This is a genomic window from Micromonospora sp. NPDC002575 (assembly GCF_042889525.1).
GTDB lineage: Bacteria > Actinomycetota > Actinomycetes > Mycobacteriales > Micromonosporaceae > Micromonospora > Micromonospora carbonacea.
The window spans coordinates 80,897-97,035 of the sequence record NZ_JBIARA010000009.1; the positions used below are offsets into that span (position 1 = coordinate 80,897).

The following is a 16,139-nucleotide window of genomic DNA, read 5'->3' on the forward strand; positions in this document are numbered from 1 at the left end:
CCCGGCCGCAGGTGTCGAGGGTGGGTCAGGCGTCGATCTGCCGGTGGCCGTTGCCGCCGGTGGCGATGGCCACCCGGCGGGGCTTGGCCCGCTCGGCCACGGGGATGCGCAGGGTCAGCACCCCGTTGTCGTAGCCCGCCTCGAGGTGGTCGGTGTCGAGGGTGTCGCTGAGGAACAGTTGCCGGCTGAACGTGCCCATGGGGCGCTCCGCCGCGACCAGTTCGACGTTGTCGCCGGTCGGGCGGCGGCGCTGCGCGCGGACGGTCAGCACGTTGCGCTCGACAGTGCAGTCGATGCTGTCCGGGTCCACCCCGGGCAGGTCGAACGCGGCGTAGAAGTAGTCACCGTCGCGGTAGGCGTCCATGTGCATCACGGCGGGACGGGAGTTGGTGCCCAGCAACTGCTCGGCGAGCCGGTCGATCTCACGGAACGGGTCGGTGCGCATCAACATCGTGGTTCCTCCTCGGTTCTCCTGGCCGAAGGCGTCGAGTTGAGTCTGGGTGACTCAAGTTCCTGGTTCCTTGATAGCGCGCACCGCCAGCCGTGTCAACCCGACGCCGCCTCACCCGGCGGGAAAGCCGGCCAGCTCCCGCACCGCCGTCTCCAGCGCGGCGTCGACGCCGTGGCCGACCATCATCCGGTACGCCGGGTCGCCCGCCGCCGCCGTGCGGCGGACGCCCTCGGCCGAGGCGGCCACCCGCTGGCGGACCACCTCGACGAACGGCCCCACCGGCCCGGCGTGACCGTAGGCGTCGAGGAACAGCCGCAGCCGCCGGGGCCGGTCCGTGAACGCCGTGAACCCCTCGGCGGCCACCACGTGCCGGGCGTGCAGCGGCACCCACGCGAACGCGGTGAACGCCAGGTCCCACTCGCGGGTGACCGGGGCGGCGAAGTCCCAGTCGAAGAACCCGACGAGCCGCCCGTCGGCCCAGGCCGCGTTGTACGGGGCCGCGTCGTTGTGCCCGACGATCAGCCCCGGCCGCCAGGCGCCGCCCTCACGCCACCGCGCCCCGGCGGGCGGCACGAAGCCCGCCACCGCGGCGTGCAGTGCCCGCAGCCACCGCGCGGCCTGACGCAGCGCGTCGTCGCTGTGCGCCCAGGCCGGCCACGGGCGGGTGACGCCGACCGTCTCCCCCGGCAGGAACGACAGGACCTCCCGGCCCTGCTCGTCGAAGCCCCGCGCCCGTGGCGCCCCGTCGAAGCCGACCGCCTCCAGGTGCCGCAGCAGCGCGTGCACCGACGGCGTCCACGGCCCCGGCGTACGCCGCACCGTGTCGCCGACGCGGACCGCGCCGCCGGTGTTGCCGCCGGCCAATCGCTGCTCCTGGTCCACGGTCCCATCCTCGCGCACGGGCAAGCGACCCGGTTGCCCCCGCCGCGCACGCGCACTGTCCGAAGAGGCGGGTCCGCTCAATGTCGCGGCCCGTTGGTCGTCTCGACGCGGGCGATGAGCTGCTTGAGTCGGGCGATCTCGTCGGCGAGGGCGGTGGCTCCGGCGGTGGTGAGGGTGATCCAGGTACGGCCGCGTCGTCCCTCGTAGCCCTTCTCAATCTCGATCAGGCCGGCCGTTTCCAGCACGCTGAGGTGCTTGGAGAGGTTGCCGGCGGTCAGCTCGAGGTGGGTGCGCAGGTAGCCGAACTCGACCCGCCGGGCCTCGTGCGCGATGGTCAGGATGCCCAGCCGTGCCCGCTGGTGCACCACCTCGTCCAGCCCGCTGGCCGGGTGCCCTGCGTCCGGGTCCGGAGTGCCGGTCGTCGCCGTCACCGCTGCCGCCTGCGGGCTGCGCGGAGGAACCCGGCCGCGCCGAGCAGCAGCAGCGCGCCGCTGACGACCTGCGGCACGGCGAATCGGGCCTCAAGTCCCCAGCCTGCCGGTCCCCAGCCCTCGTTCATCGGCAGCACCAGCAGGACCAGGGCCAGGTAGGCGAGGGTGAACAGCAGCAGCCCGATGTTGCGCTCGATCCGGGCCAGCACCACCAACGCGATCCCGATCATGCTCCAGGGTGAGACCAGCCGGTCCAGGAGCAACCACCAGTACGGCAGCGGCTGCTCCGGCAGCGGGTGATGCGGAAAGTACAGGGCTGCGGCCACCCACGCGGCGGTGAACACGACGGTCGTCGCGGCGCCGGCGATGGCGTACGGCACCGCCCGGGCGCCCAGGCCCCGTGACCGGGCGGCCCGCACGTAGCAGACGGCGATCCCCGTGTAGGCCAGCAGGAGGGCCGGGGGCCAGTAGAACAGCACGCCCCGCCGAGCGAACTCGCAGCTGGTGTCGGGGTGGCAGTGCGCCTTCATGCCGAGCCAGTCGAACGGGATTCCGAGGAGCGTCACCACGCCCAGCACCAGCAGGGCGACCCAGGTCATCCGTTGGTCGAGGCGCACCTGGTGCGCCAGGGAGCGAATGTCGGACAGCAGTCGGCGGGGGTCGCCAGCGGCAGCGACCGGCTCAGTAGTCATGCCAATAGGTTTCCACAGCAAACCTATTGGCGCTAGTGCGGAACCGGGGCTTCTTCCGGCGACGCCTGCACGCGGCGGCCAGCCGACAACCGTGCCGCCCTCGCGCGACCCGGCGCAGCGCGCCGTGCGCGAAACCCGTTTGGGCGCTTGCCTCGGCCGCTGATACCTTTCGGGAGGCCGTGCGAGAGACCGAGGAGGTGGTACCCGTGAACGTTTCGACATGGGTGCTCCCCTCTGGGGTCACGGTCGGGCGATAGGTCGCCCGGGAGCGCCGCTGCGAGCACTCCCGAAAGGCACGACCATGCGATTCACCACCGAACAGCGCCTCGACGACGGCGTCGCCGAACGCGAGTTCACCCTCGGCGACATCCCCGGCATCCTCTGGACGCCCGTATCCGCACCCGCGCCGGTCCCGCTGATCCTGCTCGGCCACCCCCCGCTCGGACTGCGCACGATGTACCCCCGCCTGGTGGCCCGGGCCCGGCACGCCGCGGCGGACGGCTTCGCCGCAGCCGCCATCGAGCTCCCCGGCAGCGGTGACCGGCCCCGGTGGGCCGCCGCCGAGCAGGCCCGCGCCGACCTGCGCCGGGCCATGGCGGCCGGCGGGCCGGTCAGCGACGAGATCGTCGACGCCCTCGTCCTCCCGCTCGTCGACAGGGCGGTCCCGGAATCGCGGGCCGCCCTGGACGCCCTCCTGTCGCTGCCCGAGATCGGCGGCCCGGTCGGATACTCGGGCGGGCTGATCTCCGTGGGCATCCGGCTCGCGGTGGTCGAGCCCCGCATCGTGGCCGCCGGCCTCTTCGCCGGGAGCCTCGTGCCCCGCGCCATGTTCGAGGAGGCCCGACAGGTCACCATTCCGCTGCACGTCCTGCTGCAGTGGGACGACGAGGGCAACGACCGGCAGGCGGCCCTGGACCTGTTCGACGCCTTCGGCTCCACGGAGAAGACGCTGCACGCCAACATGGGCGGACACACCGGTGTCCCGCAGTTCGCCGGGGAGGACGCGGCCCGGTTCTTCGCCCGGCATCTGCTGTCCCGGCTCGCCCCAGTTGACGCGTAAGGCTGGTCCCGACGTAGCCCGGGCCGCGGATCAGGACGGGGACGCCGCAGTGAGCCTCGCGAAGTCGGGGGCGTAGACGGTCATCCAGTGCGGATGCAGGCGGTAGTAGACCACCTCGTTCTCCCAGTCGAAGGAGTCGTCGCCGTAGAAGTCCTTGAAGTACGCGAGCAGGTCGGGCCAGTCCGCGGCCGGCTCGCCGTCCTGGGGGTTGAGGACCTCCACCTTGCCGTGCGTGAACACGCCCAGGTCCTCACCGCGCATATGCGCGGCGCTGACGGCGGGCCGCGCCGCGAGATGGCGCGCCTTGGCGGCGTTGCGCGCCGTGCCGAAGTGCCACTTCCCGTGCAGGAAGTGCCCGTCCACACCGCTGATCCGTGGCTCGCCCTTCGCCGTCACGGTGGACAAGGCGAGGGTGCGCATGCCGGTGAGGACCTGGGTGAGCTGCTCCGCGGTCAGTGTTCTTTCAGCATTGATGATCGAGCGGAGGTGCGAGGTGGAGCGGGAGAGGGAGACGTCCAGGAGGGCCTGAAGCTCCTGGAGATCTGCTGAAGTTTCGCGCATGGAGGTCCTTGTCCATCTCATCTTTATCCGTGGTGCCCGGTCCGCGCGGTCGACGCCGACCGGTGAAAGCCATACTCGCCCCAAACCCTGACAGCTTGTGTCATGTTTCCTCCTCTGCCTTGCGGACATCACCGCCCCGGTGATCATCGGCAGGATGCCCGGCCCCGTGGCGCCGCCGTCAGCCCACGCTCCACGTCGTTACCCGCCGGCTCCATCCCGCACATAACTGTCATTATGGTGTGCTGATGGTTTACCCCTTTTGCGGCATCTAATTTACGTATTGGTGTTACCGGTAATCCGATAATTGGCTGGCTTGTCGGTGGGGGCGCTGGCTGGCACGGTCGGGCCATGACGCACACGGGTGGGGCGGACGTACGCGCCGCGATCGACGGGATGAGTGACGTCCTCGGGCCACACGCCGACGCCGACTGGACGGCGCCGGCGGGCACGCTGGAGTGGAGCTGCTGGACCACGGCGGCCCACGTGGCGCACGACCTGCTCGCGTACGCCGGGCAGCTGGCCGGTCGGCCGGCAGACGGCTACCTGCCGTTCGACCTGCGCGTCTCCCCCACCGCGACGCCCGCCCAGGTGCTCACCGTCGTCGCCGCCTGCGGCGGCCTGCTCGCCACCGCCGTCGACGCGGCCGACCCGGACCTGCGGGCCTGGCACTTCGGCCCCTGCGACCCGGCCGGATTCGCCGCCATGGGCGTGGCGGAGACCCTGCTGCACACCCACGACATCACCCGGGGCCTGCGCGTCGACTGGCAGCCGCCCGCCGGGCTCGCCGCCGCCGTGCTGGCCCGGCTGTTCCCCGACGCCCCGCCCGGCCCGCCGGCCCAGGTGCTGCTGTGGATGACCGGGCGGGCCGAGTTCGACGGACGACCCCGCCGCACCTCGTGGACGTGGCAGGCCGCGCTGCCCTGAGCACGCCGGCCGATCAGCTACCTGGCCCGGCGATCACGATCCCTGCGCAAGAGGTGATGGCCGTCGTCGCTGCGCCTCGGAGGCGTCGCCGTGGGCCAGCGTGGGCCAGCGGTGCGCGGCCCACTCCGGCCAGCCCCGCCACCGCGTTGGTGGGCCGGGGATACGGCCGCCGCCGAGTTCGGCGGCGTCTGGCGCCTGGAACTGCTTGCGCCACGTGTCGATGTCCGCCTCGCTCATCGGGAACGTCGTGTGCGGTGCGGTTGCCTGGCGGTGGCTGATCCGTGCGCGTTGGACGTCCCTGTCGATCGGTAGGTAGACGACGTGGGGGGCCGCGCCCGCCGATGTCGCCAGCCAGCGCAGGGCCGACCGTTCGTCTCGGCTCCAGAGCCCGAAGTCGAGCACGACGTTCGTGCCCAGGCGCAACGCCTGCAGGGCCAGCCCGATGAGCTGCCCTTCCAGCAAGTCGCGTTTGCCCTTGGGCTGCGATCCGTCGAACAGGGGGATCATCCACTCGTCCGGGGTCAGCCGCAACGCGCGGTGCGCCCCGGCGAGTTCTTTGGCCCGGGTGGTCTTGCCAGCGCCGGGAAGCCCGACCATCAGGAAAAGCCTGGCGGGCCCGGGGCGCGCCTCGTGGTCCGGCTTCGCGTCCGTGGCGGCCTCGTCCCGCTTGTCGCCGCCGGCGGGGAACGTCTCCGACCCGCGACCGTGGTGCTCCGGTGGGAACCGCTGTGGCATGGATCTGCTCCCCGAATACGCAGGGCGATCCGGCAGCACAGCGGGACTCGGGTGGCTGCCGGCGGGACACTGATCCGGCGGTACGCCTGGCGTCGGCCCCGGTGGGCCGAAGATCCGGCTGCGGTTACGGGCAACCGCGATACCGCCGCTGAGCGGCGGTGCGGATGTTCATGGCGGCGGAGCAACCCATGCCCCCACCATAACCGACGGCGTCGGCGCGGTCGTCGGCCGAGGCCCGACCGGCGACGCCCATCGCACGGGCGGCACCAAAAGCGGTCAGTTCTGTCCTCGGCGCGACCCACTGTTAGAAGGTTTTCCCTGACGAGAGCTGCTGGTTTCGGGGAAAAGTCCACACCGTTCGTTCAACGATACGGTTGAGGGAATGACTATCCGGAACATGGCCCGCAAACTCGACGGGGCCGCCATTTCGGCGTTCCTGCATTCCCTGCCCGCCCGCCCCCTGCTGCTCGGCCTCGGCGAAGCCCGGCACTTCGTGGGGGAGCTGGGCGAGCTGCGTAACGAGATCTTCCGGCACCTGGTCGAACACGAGGGCTACCGGTCGTTCGCCATCGAGAGCGACTGCCTGATGGGCCTCGTGGTCGACGATCACATCGCGACCGGCGTCGGTGACCTCGACGACGTCATGACCCGCGGCTTCAGCCACGGCTTCGGCGCGTCACCGGCCAACCGCGAGCTCGTGCGCTGGATGCGCGCCCACAACGAGGCCCGCGATGACAAGCTGCGGTTCTTCGGGATCGACGGCCCGCTGGAATACTGGGCGGCAAGCCCACGCGAGGCGCTCACCGCCCTGCACGGCCTCCTCGACGGCCCGCTGCCCTGCACCCGGGAAACCCTCGACGCGCTCCTCGGCCCGGACGAGCGCTGGTCGGACGAGGCCACCGTCATGGACCCGTCCCGGTCGATCGGCCAGTCCGCCGACGCCCAGCGGCTGCGGGTGATCGCCGACGACCTGGTGGCGCTGCTCGACACGCAGCTGCCGCAGCTGGGCGCGCGCGACCGGGAGAGGGCGCAACTGTACGGGCGTACCGCCGTCGGCCTGCTCCGCTACCACCATGCGATGGCCGACACCGGCGCGGCCCGGATCTCCCGGCTGTCGGGGCTGCGGGACGCGATGATGGCCGCGAACCTGCGTGCCGTCGCCGCGCACGGCCCGGCGCTGGTCTTCGCCCACAACCTCCACCTGCAACGCCACCGCAGCCGCATGGCGCTCGGCGACCAACAGATCCAGATGTGGGGCGCGGGAGCGATCACCGCGGCCCGCCTGGGCGACCGGTACGCCTTCCTGGCCTCCGCCTTCGGCGCCGTCGGCGACGACGTCCCGCCACCGGACACCGTCGAGGGCATCCTGGCCACTCTCCCGTGGGACGAGTCCCTCATCGACGGACACCGCCTGGCCCGGGAGGTCACCACGACCGCCCCGCGCATCTGCCAGGACTTCGCCTACGTCCCGTTGGACCCGGCCCAGCTCGACATGATCGACGGCGTGGTCTTCCTCAGCCAGGCCCTCGAACTGGGTTGGCCCGCTTGACACGGCCCGCGACCGTCCCAGGCAGGAAGGCGTAGGCATCGCCCGACCGAGCATCGACGCCAGGGCCGGTGGACTTTCGGGCCTGATGACCTCGCCGCCCCATCGTGAAACCCCTCCTAGGCGGCTGTTCGACGGTGTACGCAGGCGTTCCGTACGGTCTCGGACGGTTCCGAGTATTGCCCGCGATACGCGGCGGCAGACATCCTCGAATGCATCGGGATCGACCCAGATGGAAAGGAGGTGTGAAGTATGGACACGACCGAGACGTACTACGAGGCGCCCATGCTGGTCGAGATCGGGGGGTTCTCCGAGAAGACCCGCTGGGTGAACCAGGGCTGGCTGCCGGACCTGCTCGGCACCTTCGGAGGCTAAGTCCCTGACCTGGTTCGGTCGTCGGCGGCGAACGGTACTCCCGTCGCCGACGACCGCAACCGGTGCACCAATCCCGGCTGTCAGTGGTAGACCATCTAATAGTGGGGAACCGACCCATGGAGTTCGTCGTCCTGCCGGACCACCCCGTCGCCGACGAGGTATTCTCCCGGCTTCCTGCGGAGTACCGAAAGAACACGCTCCATCACCATTCCGGCCGTCCTTGGCTGGTGGGGCGCTGGCCGGCCGACGCCGCGATCTGCGCCCAATCCGGCCCGTCGAGGCTGGTGCTCCTCGGTTCCGCGCGGACCACCGAACAGGAACTGTCGGCCCATCTCGCGAAGGTCCGGGACCTACGGGATCTCGACAGGGCCGCGCAACGAATAGCGGGCTGCTTCCACCTGGTTGCCTCCGTCGGTGGTGTCGTCCGGGCCCAGGGCAGCCTCTCCACTGCGCGTCAGATTTTCCACACATCGATCGCCAGCGTCACGGTGGCGGCGAACCGAATATCCGCGTTGGCAGAGCTGCGACGGCTGACCCTGGCCGAGGAGCAGGTGGCGATGAGTTTGCTCGCCTACGCCCCACCGTGGCCCCTCAACGAGCGCAGCGTATGGCGGGAAGTCGACTCGGTCTCCTTCGCGCACTACCTTCGCCTGAATCCTGACGGCACCGCCGAAGCCACGCGCTGGTGGACCCCACCGGAGCCGGACCTCCCCATCGCCGCAGCCGCCGGCGGCTTCCGAGAGGCGCTGTTCACCGCCGTCGCGGCCCGATCGGGCATGTCGTCGGTCATCGGCGCGGACCTGTCCGGGGGGATGGACTCGACGAGCCTCTGCTTCGTCGCCGCAGAGCAGGACCTGCGGCTCGTGACGATCCGCAGGCAGAGCATGGATCCGGCGAATCCCGAAGACGCCATCGCCGGCCGGGCCATGGCCGCCCTGCCCGATGCCGAGCACATCGTCCTGGACCAGGGCACAGCGTCCCTGTTCTACGACTCGCCGGATCGCGACGACCTCGACGTCGACGGACCACCGCCGTTCATCGCGACGATGAGTCACATGGTGGACGTCGCCCGTATCATGGCGTCGCACGGGGTCAGCAGACACATGCAGGGGCACGGCAGCGACGAACTGGCGGCCACCGGGGCAACCTACGTGAACGCGATCGCCCAGCGCGACCTCATCGGATCGCTGCGGTCGATCCGTGCGATTCGAGCCATGCGACGCTGGTCGATCGGCACGACGCTACGGGCGGTCCGCCCCTTTCCGGACTACTCCGTCTGGCTTCACCGATGCGCCGACGAGCTTGACGCGCGGCCGAACTTCGAGTCGCAGGTGGGTTGGGAGCCCACACCGCGGCTTCCCCCCTGGATCACCCGTGAAGGCGCCGAGCTGGTTCGGGAGACGATGCGCACGGCGGCGAAGACTCATCCGCAGCCGCTCTCACCGATCCCGGCGCACCACGAGATGCTGCGTTCGGTCGTCCTCAACGGCGCGATCACCCGGTGCGCGAGCGCAGTCGGGGCACGCTTCGACGTCAGTTTCGAAGCCCCATTCCTTGACGATCGAGTCGTCGAGGCTGCCTTGGCTGTTCGACTGTCGGACCGTTACGTGACGGGACGAACAAAGCCCGTCCTGGTCGCCGCCCTGCGCGGAACCGTGCCGGGCTTCGTCTTCGACCGCACCACCAAGGGTCATTTCACTCTCGACACGTACGTCGGCCGGAAGCGCAATCTCGCGAAGATGCGGGAAATGTGCGAGGAGTCGCGGCTCGTTGCGCTTGGCCTGATCGATCGTGGACGCTTCCGACAGGTGCTCTCCGCGATCATGCCGGACGCGGCGAACATCAACCCGCTTGAGAGCACCCTGGCCTGCGAGGCGTGGCTGCGTTGCCTGCCGCCTGGAATCGACCAGCGGCTGGGCTGAATCGTCGAATCAGGAGGATCTCAATGACAGACATCGCCCTTTCCCCGTTCGTCACGATGATCGAGTCCGAGGACGGGATGGTGTTCCTACACAAACGCACCGGACGGTACTGGCAACTGAACGGGACGGGGTCGGAGGTGCTTCGACTGCTGCTCAGCGGCGAAAGCCTTGAGTCGGCGGCAAGCCGGCTTCGGGAGAAGTACCCCGACGCGAAGGACCACACCATCTCCGACGTACAGGAGTTGGTGCGGCAACTACACACTGCTCGGCTGATCACCCGATGAGCGCGCCCGTCGTCAACGAGCGGGCTTTCGCGCCGCCGCTGTGGATACGGCCGCTCGCAAGGCTCGCGGTGCTCGCGGCCCGGGCCGTCGCGAGGTTGCCGCCCGGAGGGCAGTTCGGGCTGCTCACGGTCCTTCGCTTCGGTGCGCGGGCGAGCAGCCTGGACGAGGCCCGTCGGGCCCGCAACGCCGTCGTCTTCAGCAGCGTGCTGTGCACGGGCCCGTGGTGTCTACAGAGGTCGATAGCGACCGCGTTGTTGTGCCGCCTGTGCGGCACCTGGCCGGAGTGGTGCGTGGGAGTGCGGACGGAGCCCTTCCGGGCGCACGCCTGGGTCCAGGTGAATGGTTTGCCGGTGGACGAGGACGTCGAGCAACTCGCCCACTTTCACCGAATGGTAGTCATTCGACCGCGATCGTGATGGGAGTCGGCACGGTGTCGATGTCAGGCGGGCTCAGCCTGCTCACCACAGAGAGTTCGCGCATCGAAGCGGCCTGGGGACGCCGGACCGCTCCGATGTCGATCTCACCGCCCCTACTGGCTGTCCTGGACCAGATCGCCGTCGAACGGCTGCTGGAGGAGCGGATACTGCGACCGCCGTACGTGTCGTTCGCCCGGGGCGGCCGGCAGATCCCCGATCACGAGGTCACCGTCGGGCAGACGGGTGGGGACACCGGGTTCCTGGACAGGGCGAAGGCCAGGTCCCTGGTGGCCAGCGGGGCGACTGTCATGCTCTACCAGGCGCATCACTGGATCGACTCGCTAGCCACGATCGCCACGCACATCTCGTCAGCGCTGCGTGCCACCTGTAGCTCCACCGTGTTCCACACCCCCGCCAACAGCCCTGGGCTGACCTGGCACCGCGACGGGCAGCACGTCATCGCGGTGCAGATCGCCGGCTCGAAGAACTGGCATGTGGAGCGAACCGTTCCCGCACACTGGTGGTCGACCGGATTCCTCCCCACCGGCGGTCCCGACGCCGACGTCACACCCGTCACCCTCCGCCGCGGCCAGGCGCTCTACCTGCCGCCCGGCGTGGCGCACACGGCACAGGCGACCGGTGAGACGAGCACCCATGTGTCGTTCGTCATCCAGGAGCCGGAGACGAAGGATCTCGCGCTCGCAATGTTCGAACGCGCCTTGCTGCGCGTCAAGACCAGGCTGGAGGAGGGGCCGCTCCACGAGCGCGGGGCCCGGGCGGCGGCCGTCGCCCGTGAGCTTGCCTCGGCCATGGACGAGCTCGACATCGACGGGTTGCTCGAGATGGTCGAGGAGGATTCGATGCAGGAGGGCCGGTCACCTACCCACGACCGTCGTGACGTCCGCTGAGGCGCCGTCAGCGCTCGGCGCGCTCCGCCGACGCGCGCAGGCCCGTCGCCTCGCCCTGGGACCGGCCGGCGGCCTGCACGTCACCGGTGAGGTAGCACGCCGTGGTTAGGGTGTCGAGGGCGATCGCCAGCCAGGATCGGGAGCCAACCTGCCGCCACAGGTCGACCGCCGCCTGGGCGCGACGGCGGGCCAGCTGCGGACGACCAGCCGCGAGCTGCGCCTCCGCGAGCGCGTAGAGAACCGCCGCCTCGCCCCACAGGTTGCCGAACTCCCGGTAGACCCACAGGCTGCGGGCCAGCAACCGACGTCCCTCCGCGTGCTCGCCCTGGCGTACCAACACGTCGCCGAGCCAGCAGGTGGCGTGGGTGGCAGTGAGCCGGTCGCCCAGGTCGTGACTGATCGACGCGGCCAGCCGGAAACAGTCAGCGGCGCTGCGGTACTCGCCGAGGGCGCGGTGGCGTTGCCCCAGGCAGCGTAGGGCCTGGGCTTCGCCGGGTTGGTAGCCGACGGACCGGCTCAACCGCAGGCACTCGTCGAATCGTTGCCGGGCTTGTTCCAGCCGCCCCTGCTCCAGGTCGATCACGCCGATGCCGTTGGTCGCGTAGACCAGGCAGTTGACGTTACCGGCAGCCCGGGCCAGGTCGGCGGCCCGAGCAAAGTGGTCCGACGAGGTGGCGTACCGGCCCAGTAGCCGATGCACGTAGGCCAGCCCTGCGGTGGCGCTGGCTCGGCAGGCCGAATCCTGATCGTCGGCGAGCAGGAGGGCCTGCTCGAAGTGGTTCGTGGCCTCCGGGTACCGGTCCAGGATGGTGGTCAGTTCACCGAGGCAGCGATGCAGCCTGGCGGCGCTGCGGCGATCACCGCGACGTAGGCACTCCTGAAGGGCTCTACCCTGGAGACGTTCCCAGTCGTCGAAGTGACTTCCGACCTGAAAGAACGTCGTCATCGCGATGGCCAGCCCGGCGGCCGAGGCGGCAACCGGCTCGCCCAGGGCCTGGTGTACCACGGCGAGGAGAAACCGGCGCTCGTCGTCGAACCATGCGAGCGGCTCGGCGAGCAGTTGGTCGGTATCCGCCTGGGGCAGCCGCCAGGACACCAGTTCGGTCTGCGGCATGCCCTGAAAGTCGGCGCTGAGAATCTCTGCGGCGGAATCGGTGAGGTGCAGGCTCGTGCTGAGCAGTCGAGTGAAGGCGGCCCTCCTGTCCTGCTGCGGGATCTCCCGGTCCGCCTGCTCCCGGCCGAACAGCCGTACCAGGTCGTGCAGCCGGTAGCGGAGCCCGGCGGCGCTGACCCGCCCGATCTCCACCAGGTGCACCTCAACCAAGTCGTCGAGCAACGCCTCTGCGTCGGACAGACTGACGTCCAGCAGAGCGGCCAGTGCCCAGCCGGCGAGGTCGGGCCCGGGCAGCAGACTGATCATCCGTAGGGCCTGCCGTGCGGTCGTGGTCAGTCCCCGATAGGTCGGCTCGAGGCTGACCCGTACGGCGATGTCGCCGACGGCCAACTCATCGAGCTTGCGCTGCTCGTCGGCGAGCGCCCGGGCGACCTTGGCCAGCGGCCAGTGCGGCCGTGCCGCCAGTCGGGCGCCGGCCACCCACACCGCGAGGGGAAGACCGGCGCAGGTCTGCACGATGAACTGGGCGGCTTCGGCCTCGGCATCGGTCCGGGCCCCGCCCAGCATCCCGCGCAACAGTGCGAGCCCCGCGACGGGGTCCAGAATGCCTAGCTGCACACGTCGGCCGGCCAGTTCTCCCAGCGTCGTCCGGCTGGTGACGACGGCGGCGCACCGGTCTCCGCTGGGTAGCAGGGAGTTGATCTGCCGCGTCGTCGCCGCGTTGTCCAAGACAACGAGGACCTTCCGTTTCGACAGCAGGGTGCGATAGAGGTGGATCCGGCTCGTCAAGTCCGGGGGCACCGAGCCGCCATGAACGCCGAGGGCGCGCAGGAAGGCGCCCAAGACCGTGAACGGCTCCGTCGGCTCGTCGCTGAGCCCTTCCAGGTCGGCGTACAGTTGGCCGTCGGGGAAGTCGGGGGCGAGCAGATGACCGACGCGCACCGCGAAGGTGGTCTTGCCGACACCGGCCGGGCCGGTGACGAGCAGGGTCGCCGGCCCGGTGGTGTCGTGGCGGAGCAGCCGGACAGCCTCGGACACCTCGTCGTCCCGACCGACGAACAACGGCGAGTCCGGTGGCAGCAGGTGAGGTGTGAGCTGCCGTCCGGACGAGGCGTCCGACCGGGCTCCGCCGGGCTCCCCAGGGTCCTGTCCGACGGAGCCAGCCGCGGGCGCGGGGCCCGTCGCCGCCTGCTCGGGGGCAATTGCCATCGTCGTGGCGTCGTTCAGGACCAACGCGCGGCGTGCCTCGATCCACTCCGTCGTGACCGTCACGTCGCCGCCGCAGGCGCGTACCAGGGCTGCCACGAACTCTTCGGACGGCAGGGAGACCCGGTTGAGGGTGCTCGCAATGGTGCTCGCCGGCAACTGGTCGCCTGACGCGCGCGCCCGTCGCTCCAGAGCGCGGTACGAGAGCCCGGAAGAGAGTTTCAACACCCGCATCCGGACGACGAAGTCCGCCGTGGTCCGCGCGGTTCCGGGACGCGGCAGCCTCGTCACGAACAGAATGCTATCAGCGCATGCCTATGTGCCTGTCCGTAGTTTGCAGAGCAGAACAATGCCAGGAACTGAAGATTGATCAAGCTCTCCGTCGAGTCGTAGCGTCCCGTCCCGTTCGGTGACGCTCGATGCTCGGGCGGTGGGCTGTGGCGACTCGGGTGGTGTTTTCGGCAGGGGAACTGGCGTGGCTTCGGGGCCTTCCGGAGATCAATCGGGCGGAGCTGATCCGGTACTTCACGTTGACGGGCGCGGATGAGGCGTTCGGGTCTTCTGCGCGAGGTGGCCGGCTACGTCGGCTGGCGCTGCGAGTATCTGCTCTCGTCGCGGATGATCCGGCGACGACGTTGAGGCCCTCGTTGATCTTCCCCTGAAGGTCGCGGTCGCGCAGGTGGCGGCGGACGAAAACGGCACGCTTCGTCCGGCATCAGGACCGGCGGTGCCAGGGCCGCCACCGGCTGCGGGGGCGGGGCGGCGGCGGTTGCGGCCGGGCCGCAGCCACCGCCGCGGCCCGTTCCCGGTCGGCGCGCCACCCGGCGACCACCTCGTCGGCGTTGGCGGGACGCACGACGACCTGCGGGCCGGTCGGGTTGCGCAGCCAGGCGACGATCTCCCGGTTGAGGTCCGCGACGTACGCCCGCACGGCCGCCTCGGTGGGCAGGTCCCGCACCTCGTCGGGCACCCGTTCGATCTTGCGGCGCAGCAGCAGCGGCGTGGGCAGCAGCAGGTCGCTGGGCAGCTTCTCGCGCTCCAGGAAGCTCTTGATCCACCACGACTCGTCGTAGGGCGTGCCCCGGCCCGGCAGCGGTTTGCCCGCCCCGGGCAGGTTGTCGAACTCGCCGCGTTCCTGCGCGGTGCGGATCTGTGCCTCCGCCGCGGCCTCCCACCTGTCGCTCACCCGGCACCTCCCCGGCCTCCAACCGTAGCGACTCTGCCGGACGTTGGCCCCCGAGCGCCTAGCCCGCCGGGTAGAAGAGGAACAGTGTGCAGCCGGTGACGGTCGCGGGCACGTGCCACGACCCGGCCGGGGCGTGCAGGAACGTCCCCGCCGGGTAGTCGCGCGCGCCGTCGTGGAACGTGCCGTCGAGCACGTACACCTCCTCGGGGCCGGGGGTGTGGACGTCGCGGCGCGGCCACGACGAGCCGGGGTCCATCTCGAGCACGGCGGCCTGCGCGCCGTGCGGTCCCCGCCACAGCGGGCGCAGCCGGATGCCGGGGAAGAGTTCGCGCACGGGGGCCGTCTCGACGCGTACGGCGGTGTAGCCCTCCTGGGCCAGGATCTCTGGATGCATGCCCTCCACGGTGCCGCCGGTGCGCCCCGCACGACAGCGGCGACGAGGACACCGTGGGGTACTTTCTCGCCATGCATCGCGTGGTCGCCCTGGTACGGCCGGTGCAGTCGACGTTCGCGCTCGGCTGCGCCGCCGAGGTCTTCGGTACGGTGCCCCCTGGCACGCCTCCCCGCTACGAGTTCGAGGTGTGCACGGAGCGGCCCGGTCAGGTGCCCACGTCAGCCGGGTACGCGCTGTCGGTGTCGCGGGGCCTTTCGGCTCTCGGCTCCGCGGACACCGTGGTGATCCCCGGCTGGGCGACGGCGCAGGGGCCGCTGTCGGCGCGGGTGCGCCGCGCGCTGCTGCGGGCCCACGCCCGGGGGGCGCGACTCGTCGCGATCTGCGGCGGCGTGTTCGCGCTGGCCCGCACCGGCCTGCTGGACGGCCGCTCGGCCACGACGCACTGGGCGCGCGCCGAGCAGCTGCGGCGGGAGTTCCCCCGGGTGCGGGTCAAGGCGGACGTGCTCTACGTCGACCATGGTGACGTGGCCACGAGCGCCGGCGCCGGCGCGGGCATCGACCTGTGCCTGCACCTCGTCGGCAAGGATTACGGCGTCGGGCACGCGGCGCTGGTCGCGCGGTACATGGTGATGCCGCCGCACCGCGACGGCGGCCAGGCGCAGCACGCGCCGTCCGCGCCGGCCGCGGCCGGTCTGGGTGGTCTCCTGGAGTGGGCCGACGCGCGCCTGGGAACGTCGTTGTCGGTGGGTGACCTGGCGGCGTACCTGCACGTCTCGCCCCGGACGCTGGCCCGGCGGTTCGCCGAGCAGCTCGACACGAGCCCGGGCGCGTGGCTGTTGTCCCGTCGGGTGGCGCGGGCACGCGCCCTGCTGGAGGAGACGGACCTGCCGGTGGAGGCCGTCGCGGCCCGCGTCGGTCTCACGTCGGCGGCGAACCTGCGCCGTCGCTTCCGCGCGGGGGTGGGCACGACTCCGGGCGCCTACCGGCGGGCGTTCCGGGCCTGCGCGACCTGACGCCGCGCGCCGCAGCTCACCGGTCACTGTCAGAGGGTG

Annotated in this window: 18 protein-coding genes; 9 read left to right on the forward strand and 9 right to left on the reverse strand. The window is 70.8% G+C overall.

What is annotated here, in order from left to right; genetic code table 11:
• Positions 1-25: 25 nt before the first annotated feature.
• The 4 genes from ACFYWL_RS15780 to ACFYWL_RS15795 form a co-directional block, all read right to left on the reverse strand.
• Positions 26-451, reverse strand: a complete 426-nt coding sequence (locus ACFYWL_RS15780; RefSeq protein ID WP_386972794.1) for an Hsp20/alpha crystallin family protein — start codon at positions 449-451, stop codon at positions 26-28.
• 111 nt (positions 452-562) lie between these two features.
• Positions 563-1,333, reverse strand: a complete 771-nt coding sequence (locus ACFYWL_RS15785) for a phosphotransferase (protein WP_386972797.1) — start codon at positions 1,331-1,333, stop codon at positions 563-565.
• Between the two features lie 77 nt (positions 1,334-1,410).
• Positions 1,411-1,764 carry a transcriptional regulator gene (locus tag ACFYWL_RS15790; protein ID WP_386972800.1) on the reverse strand — a complete coding sequence of 118 codons (354 nt, stop codon included), beginning with the start codon at positions 1,762-1,764 and terminating at the stop codon, positions 1,411-1,413.
• Positions 1,761-2,456: a hypothetical protein gene (locus tag ACFYWL_RS15795; protein WP_386972802.1), complete on the reverse strand. Its 696-nt coding sequence runs from the start codon at positions 2,454-2,456 to the stop codon at positions 1,761-1,763. Before ACFYWL_RS15795 ends, ACFYWL_RS15790 begins: the two co-directional genes overlap by 4 nt.
• 301 nt (positions 2,457-2,757) lie before the next feature.
• Here ACFYWL_RS15795 and ACFYWL_RS15800 point away from each other — a divergent pair, with 301 nt between their 5' ends.
• Entirely contained in the window at positions 2,758-3,516 is a 759-nt protein-coding gene (locus ACFYWL_RS15800; RefSeq protein WP_386972805.1) for an alpha/beta hydrolase, read from the forward strand.
• A 30-nt stretch (positions 3,517-3,546) separates the two neighbouring features.
• On the opposite strand, the gene ACFYWL_RS15805 is transcribed toward ACFYWL_RS15800, so the two are convergent.
• Positions 3,547-4,077, reverse strand: a complete 531-nt coding sequence (locus tag ACFYWL_RS15805; protein ID WP_386972808.1) for a pyridoxamine 5'-phosphate oxidase family protein — start codon at positions 4,075-4,077, stop codon at positions 3,547-3,549.
• A 348-nt stretch (positions 4,078-4,425) separates the two neighbouring features.
• Here ACFYWL_RS15805 and ACFYWL_RS15810 point away from each other — a divergent pair, with 348 nt between their 5' ends.
• Positions 4,426-5,001, forward strand: coding sequence for a maleylpyruvate isomerase N-terminal domain-containing protein (locus tag ACFYWL_RS15810; protein ID WP_386972811.1), 576 nt, complete (start codon positions 4,426-4,428; stop codon positions 4,999-5,001).
• 33 nt (positions 5,002-5,034) lie between these two features.
• On the opposite strand, the gene ACFYWL_RS15815 is transcribed toward ACFYWL_RS15810, so the two are convergent.
• Entirely contained in the window at positions 5,035-5,736 is a 702-nt protein-coding gene (locus ACFYWL_RS15815; RefSeq protein ID WP_386972814.1) for an AAA family ATPase, read from the reverse strand.
• Between the two features lie 382 nt (positions 5,737-6,118).
• On the opposite strand from ACFYWL_RS15815, the gene ACFYWL_RS15820 reads away from it, so the two are divergent.
• The 6 genes from ACFYWL_RS15820 (at position 6,119) to ACFYWL_RS15845 (ending at position 11,187) form a co-directional block, all read left to right on the forward strand.
• Positions 6,119-7,285, forward strand: coding sequence for an erythromycin esterase family protein (locus ACFYWL_RS15820; protein ID WP_386972816.1), 1,167 nt, complete (start codon positions 6,119-6,121; stop codon positions 7,283-7,285).
• Between the two features lie 249 nt (positions 7,286-7,534).
• Positions 7,535-7,657, forward strand: a complete 123-nt coding sequence (locus ACFYWL_RS15825) for a lasso RiPP family leader peptide-containing protein (RefSeq protein WP_386972819.1) — start codon at positions 7,535-7,537, stop codon at positions 7,655-7,657.
• Between the two features lie 116 nt (positions 7,658-7,773).
• The gene (locus ACFYWL_RS15830; protein WP_386972822.1) at positions 7,774-9,579 is read left to right on the forward strand and encodes an asparagine synthase-related protein; all 1,806 of its coding nucleotides are present in this window, start codon (positions 7,774-7,776) and stop codon (positions 9,577-9,579) included.
• 23 nt (positions 9,580-9,602) lie between these two features.
• The gene (locus tag ACFYWL_RS15835; protein WP_386972824.1) at positions 9,603-9,863 is read left to right on the forward strand and encodes a lasso peptide biosynthesis PqqD family chaperone; all 261 of its coding nucleotides are present in this window, start codon (positions 9,603-9,605) and stop codon (positions 9,861-9,863) included.
• Positions 9,860-10,279: a lasso peptide biosynthesis B2 protein gene (locus tag ACFYWL_RS15840; RefSeq protein ID WP_386972826.1), complete on the forward strand. Its 420-nt coding sequence runs from the start codon at positions 9,860-9,862 to the stop codon at positions 10,277-10,279. Before ACFYWL_RS15835 ends, ACFYWL_RS15840 begins: the two co-directional genes overlap by 4 nt.
• A gap of 20 nt (positions 10,280-10,299) precedes the next feature.
• A complete protein-coding gene (locus tag ACFYWL_RS15845) occupies positions 10,300-11,187 on the forward strand; it encodes a JmjC domain-containing protein (protein ID WP_386973229.1) in 888 nt (295 codons plus the stop codon).
• 7 nt (positions 11,188-11,194) lie between these two features.
• Here the strand turns inward: ACFYWL_RS15845 and ACFYWL_RS15850 are convergent, their stop codons facing one another.
• The 3 genes from ACFYWL_RS15850 to ACFYWL_RS15860 form a co-directional block, all read right to left on the reverse strand.
• Positions 11,195-13,798 carry an ATP-binding protein gene (locus tag ACFYWL_RS15850; protein ID WP_386972829.1) on the reverse strand — a complete coding sequence of 868 codons (2,604 nt, stop codon included), beginning with the start codon at positions 13,796-13,798 and terminating at the stop codon, positions 11,195-11,197.
• 424 nt (positions 13,799-14,222) lie between these two features.
• The gene (locus ACFYWL_RS15855; RefSeq protein ID WP_386972832.1) at positions 14,223-14,693 is read right to left on the reverse strand and encodes a DUF1992 domain-containing protein; all 471 of its coding nucleotides are present in this window, start codon (positions 14,691-14,693) and stop codon (positions 14,223-14,225) included.
• Between the two features lie 58 nt (positions 14,694-14,751).
• Entirely contained in the window at positions 14,752-15,087 is a 336-nt protein-coding gene (locus ACFYWL_RS15860) for a cupin domain-containing protein (protein WP_386972834.1), read from the reverse strand.
• Between the two features lie 71 nt (positions 15,088-15,158).
• On the opposite strand from ACFYWL_RS15860, the gene ACFYWL_RS15865 reads away from it, so the two are divergent.
• Positions 15,159-16,100: a GlxA family transcriptional regulator gene (locus ACFYWL_RS15865; RefSeq protein ID WP_386972836.1), complete on the forward strand. Its 942-nt coding sequence runs from the start codon at positions 15,159-15,161 to the stop codon at positions 16,098-16,100.
• Positions 16,101-16,139 lie beyond the last annotated feature (39 nt).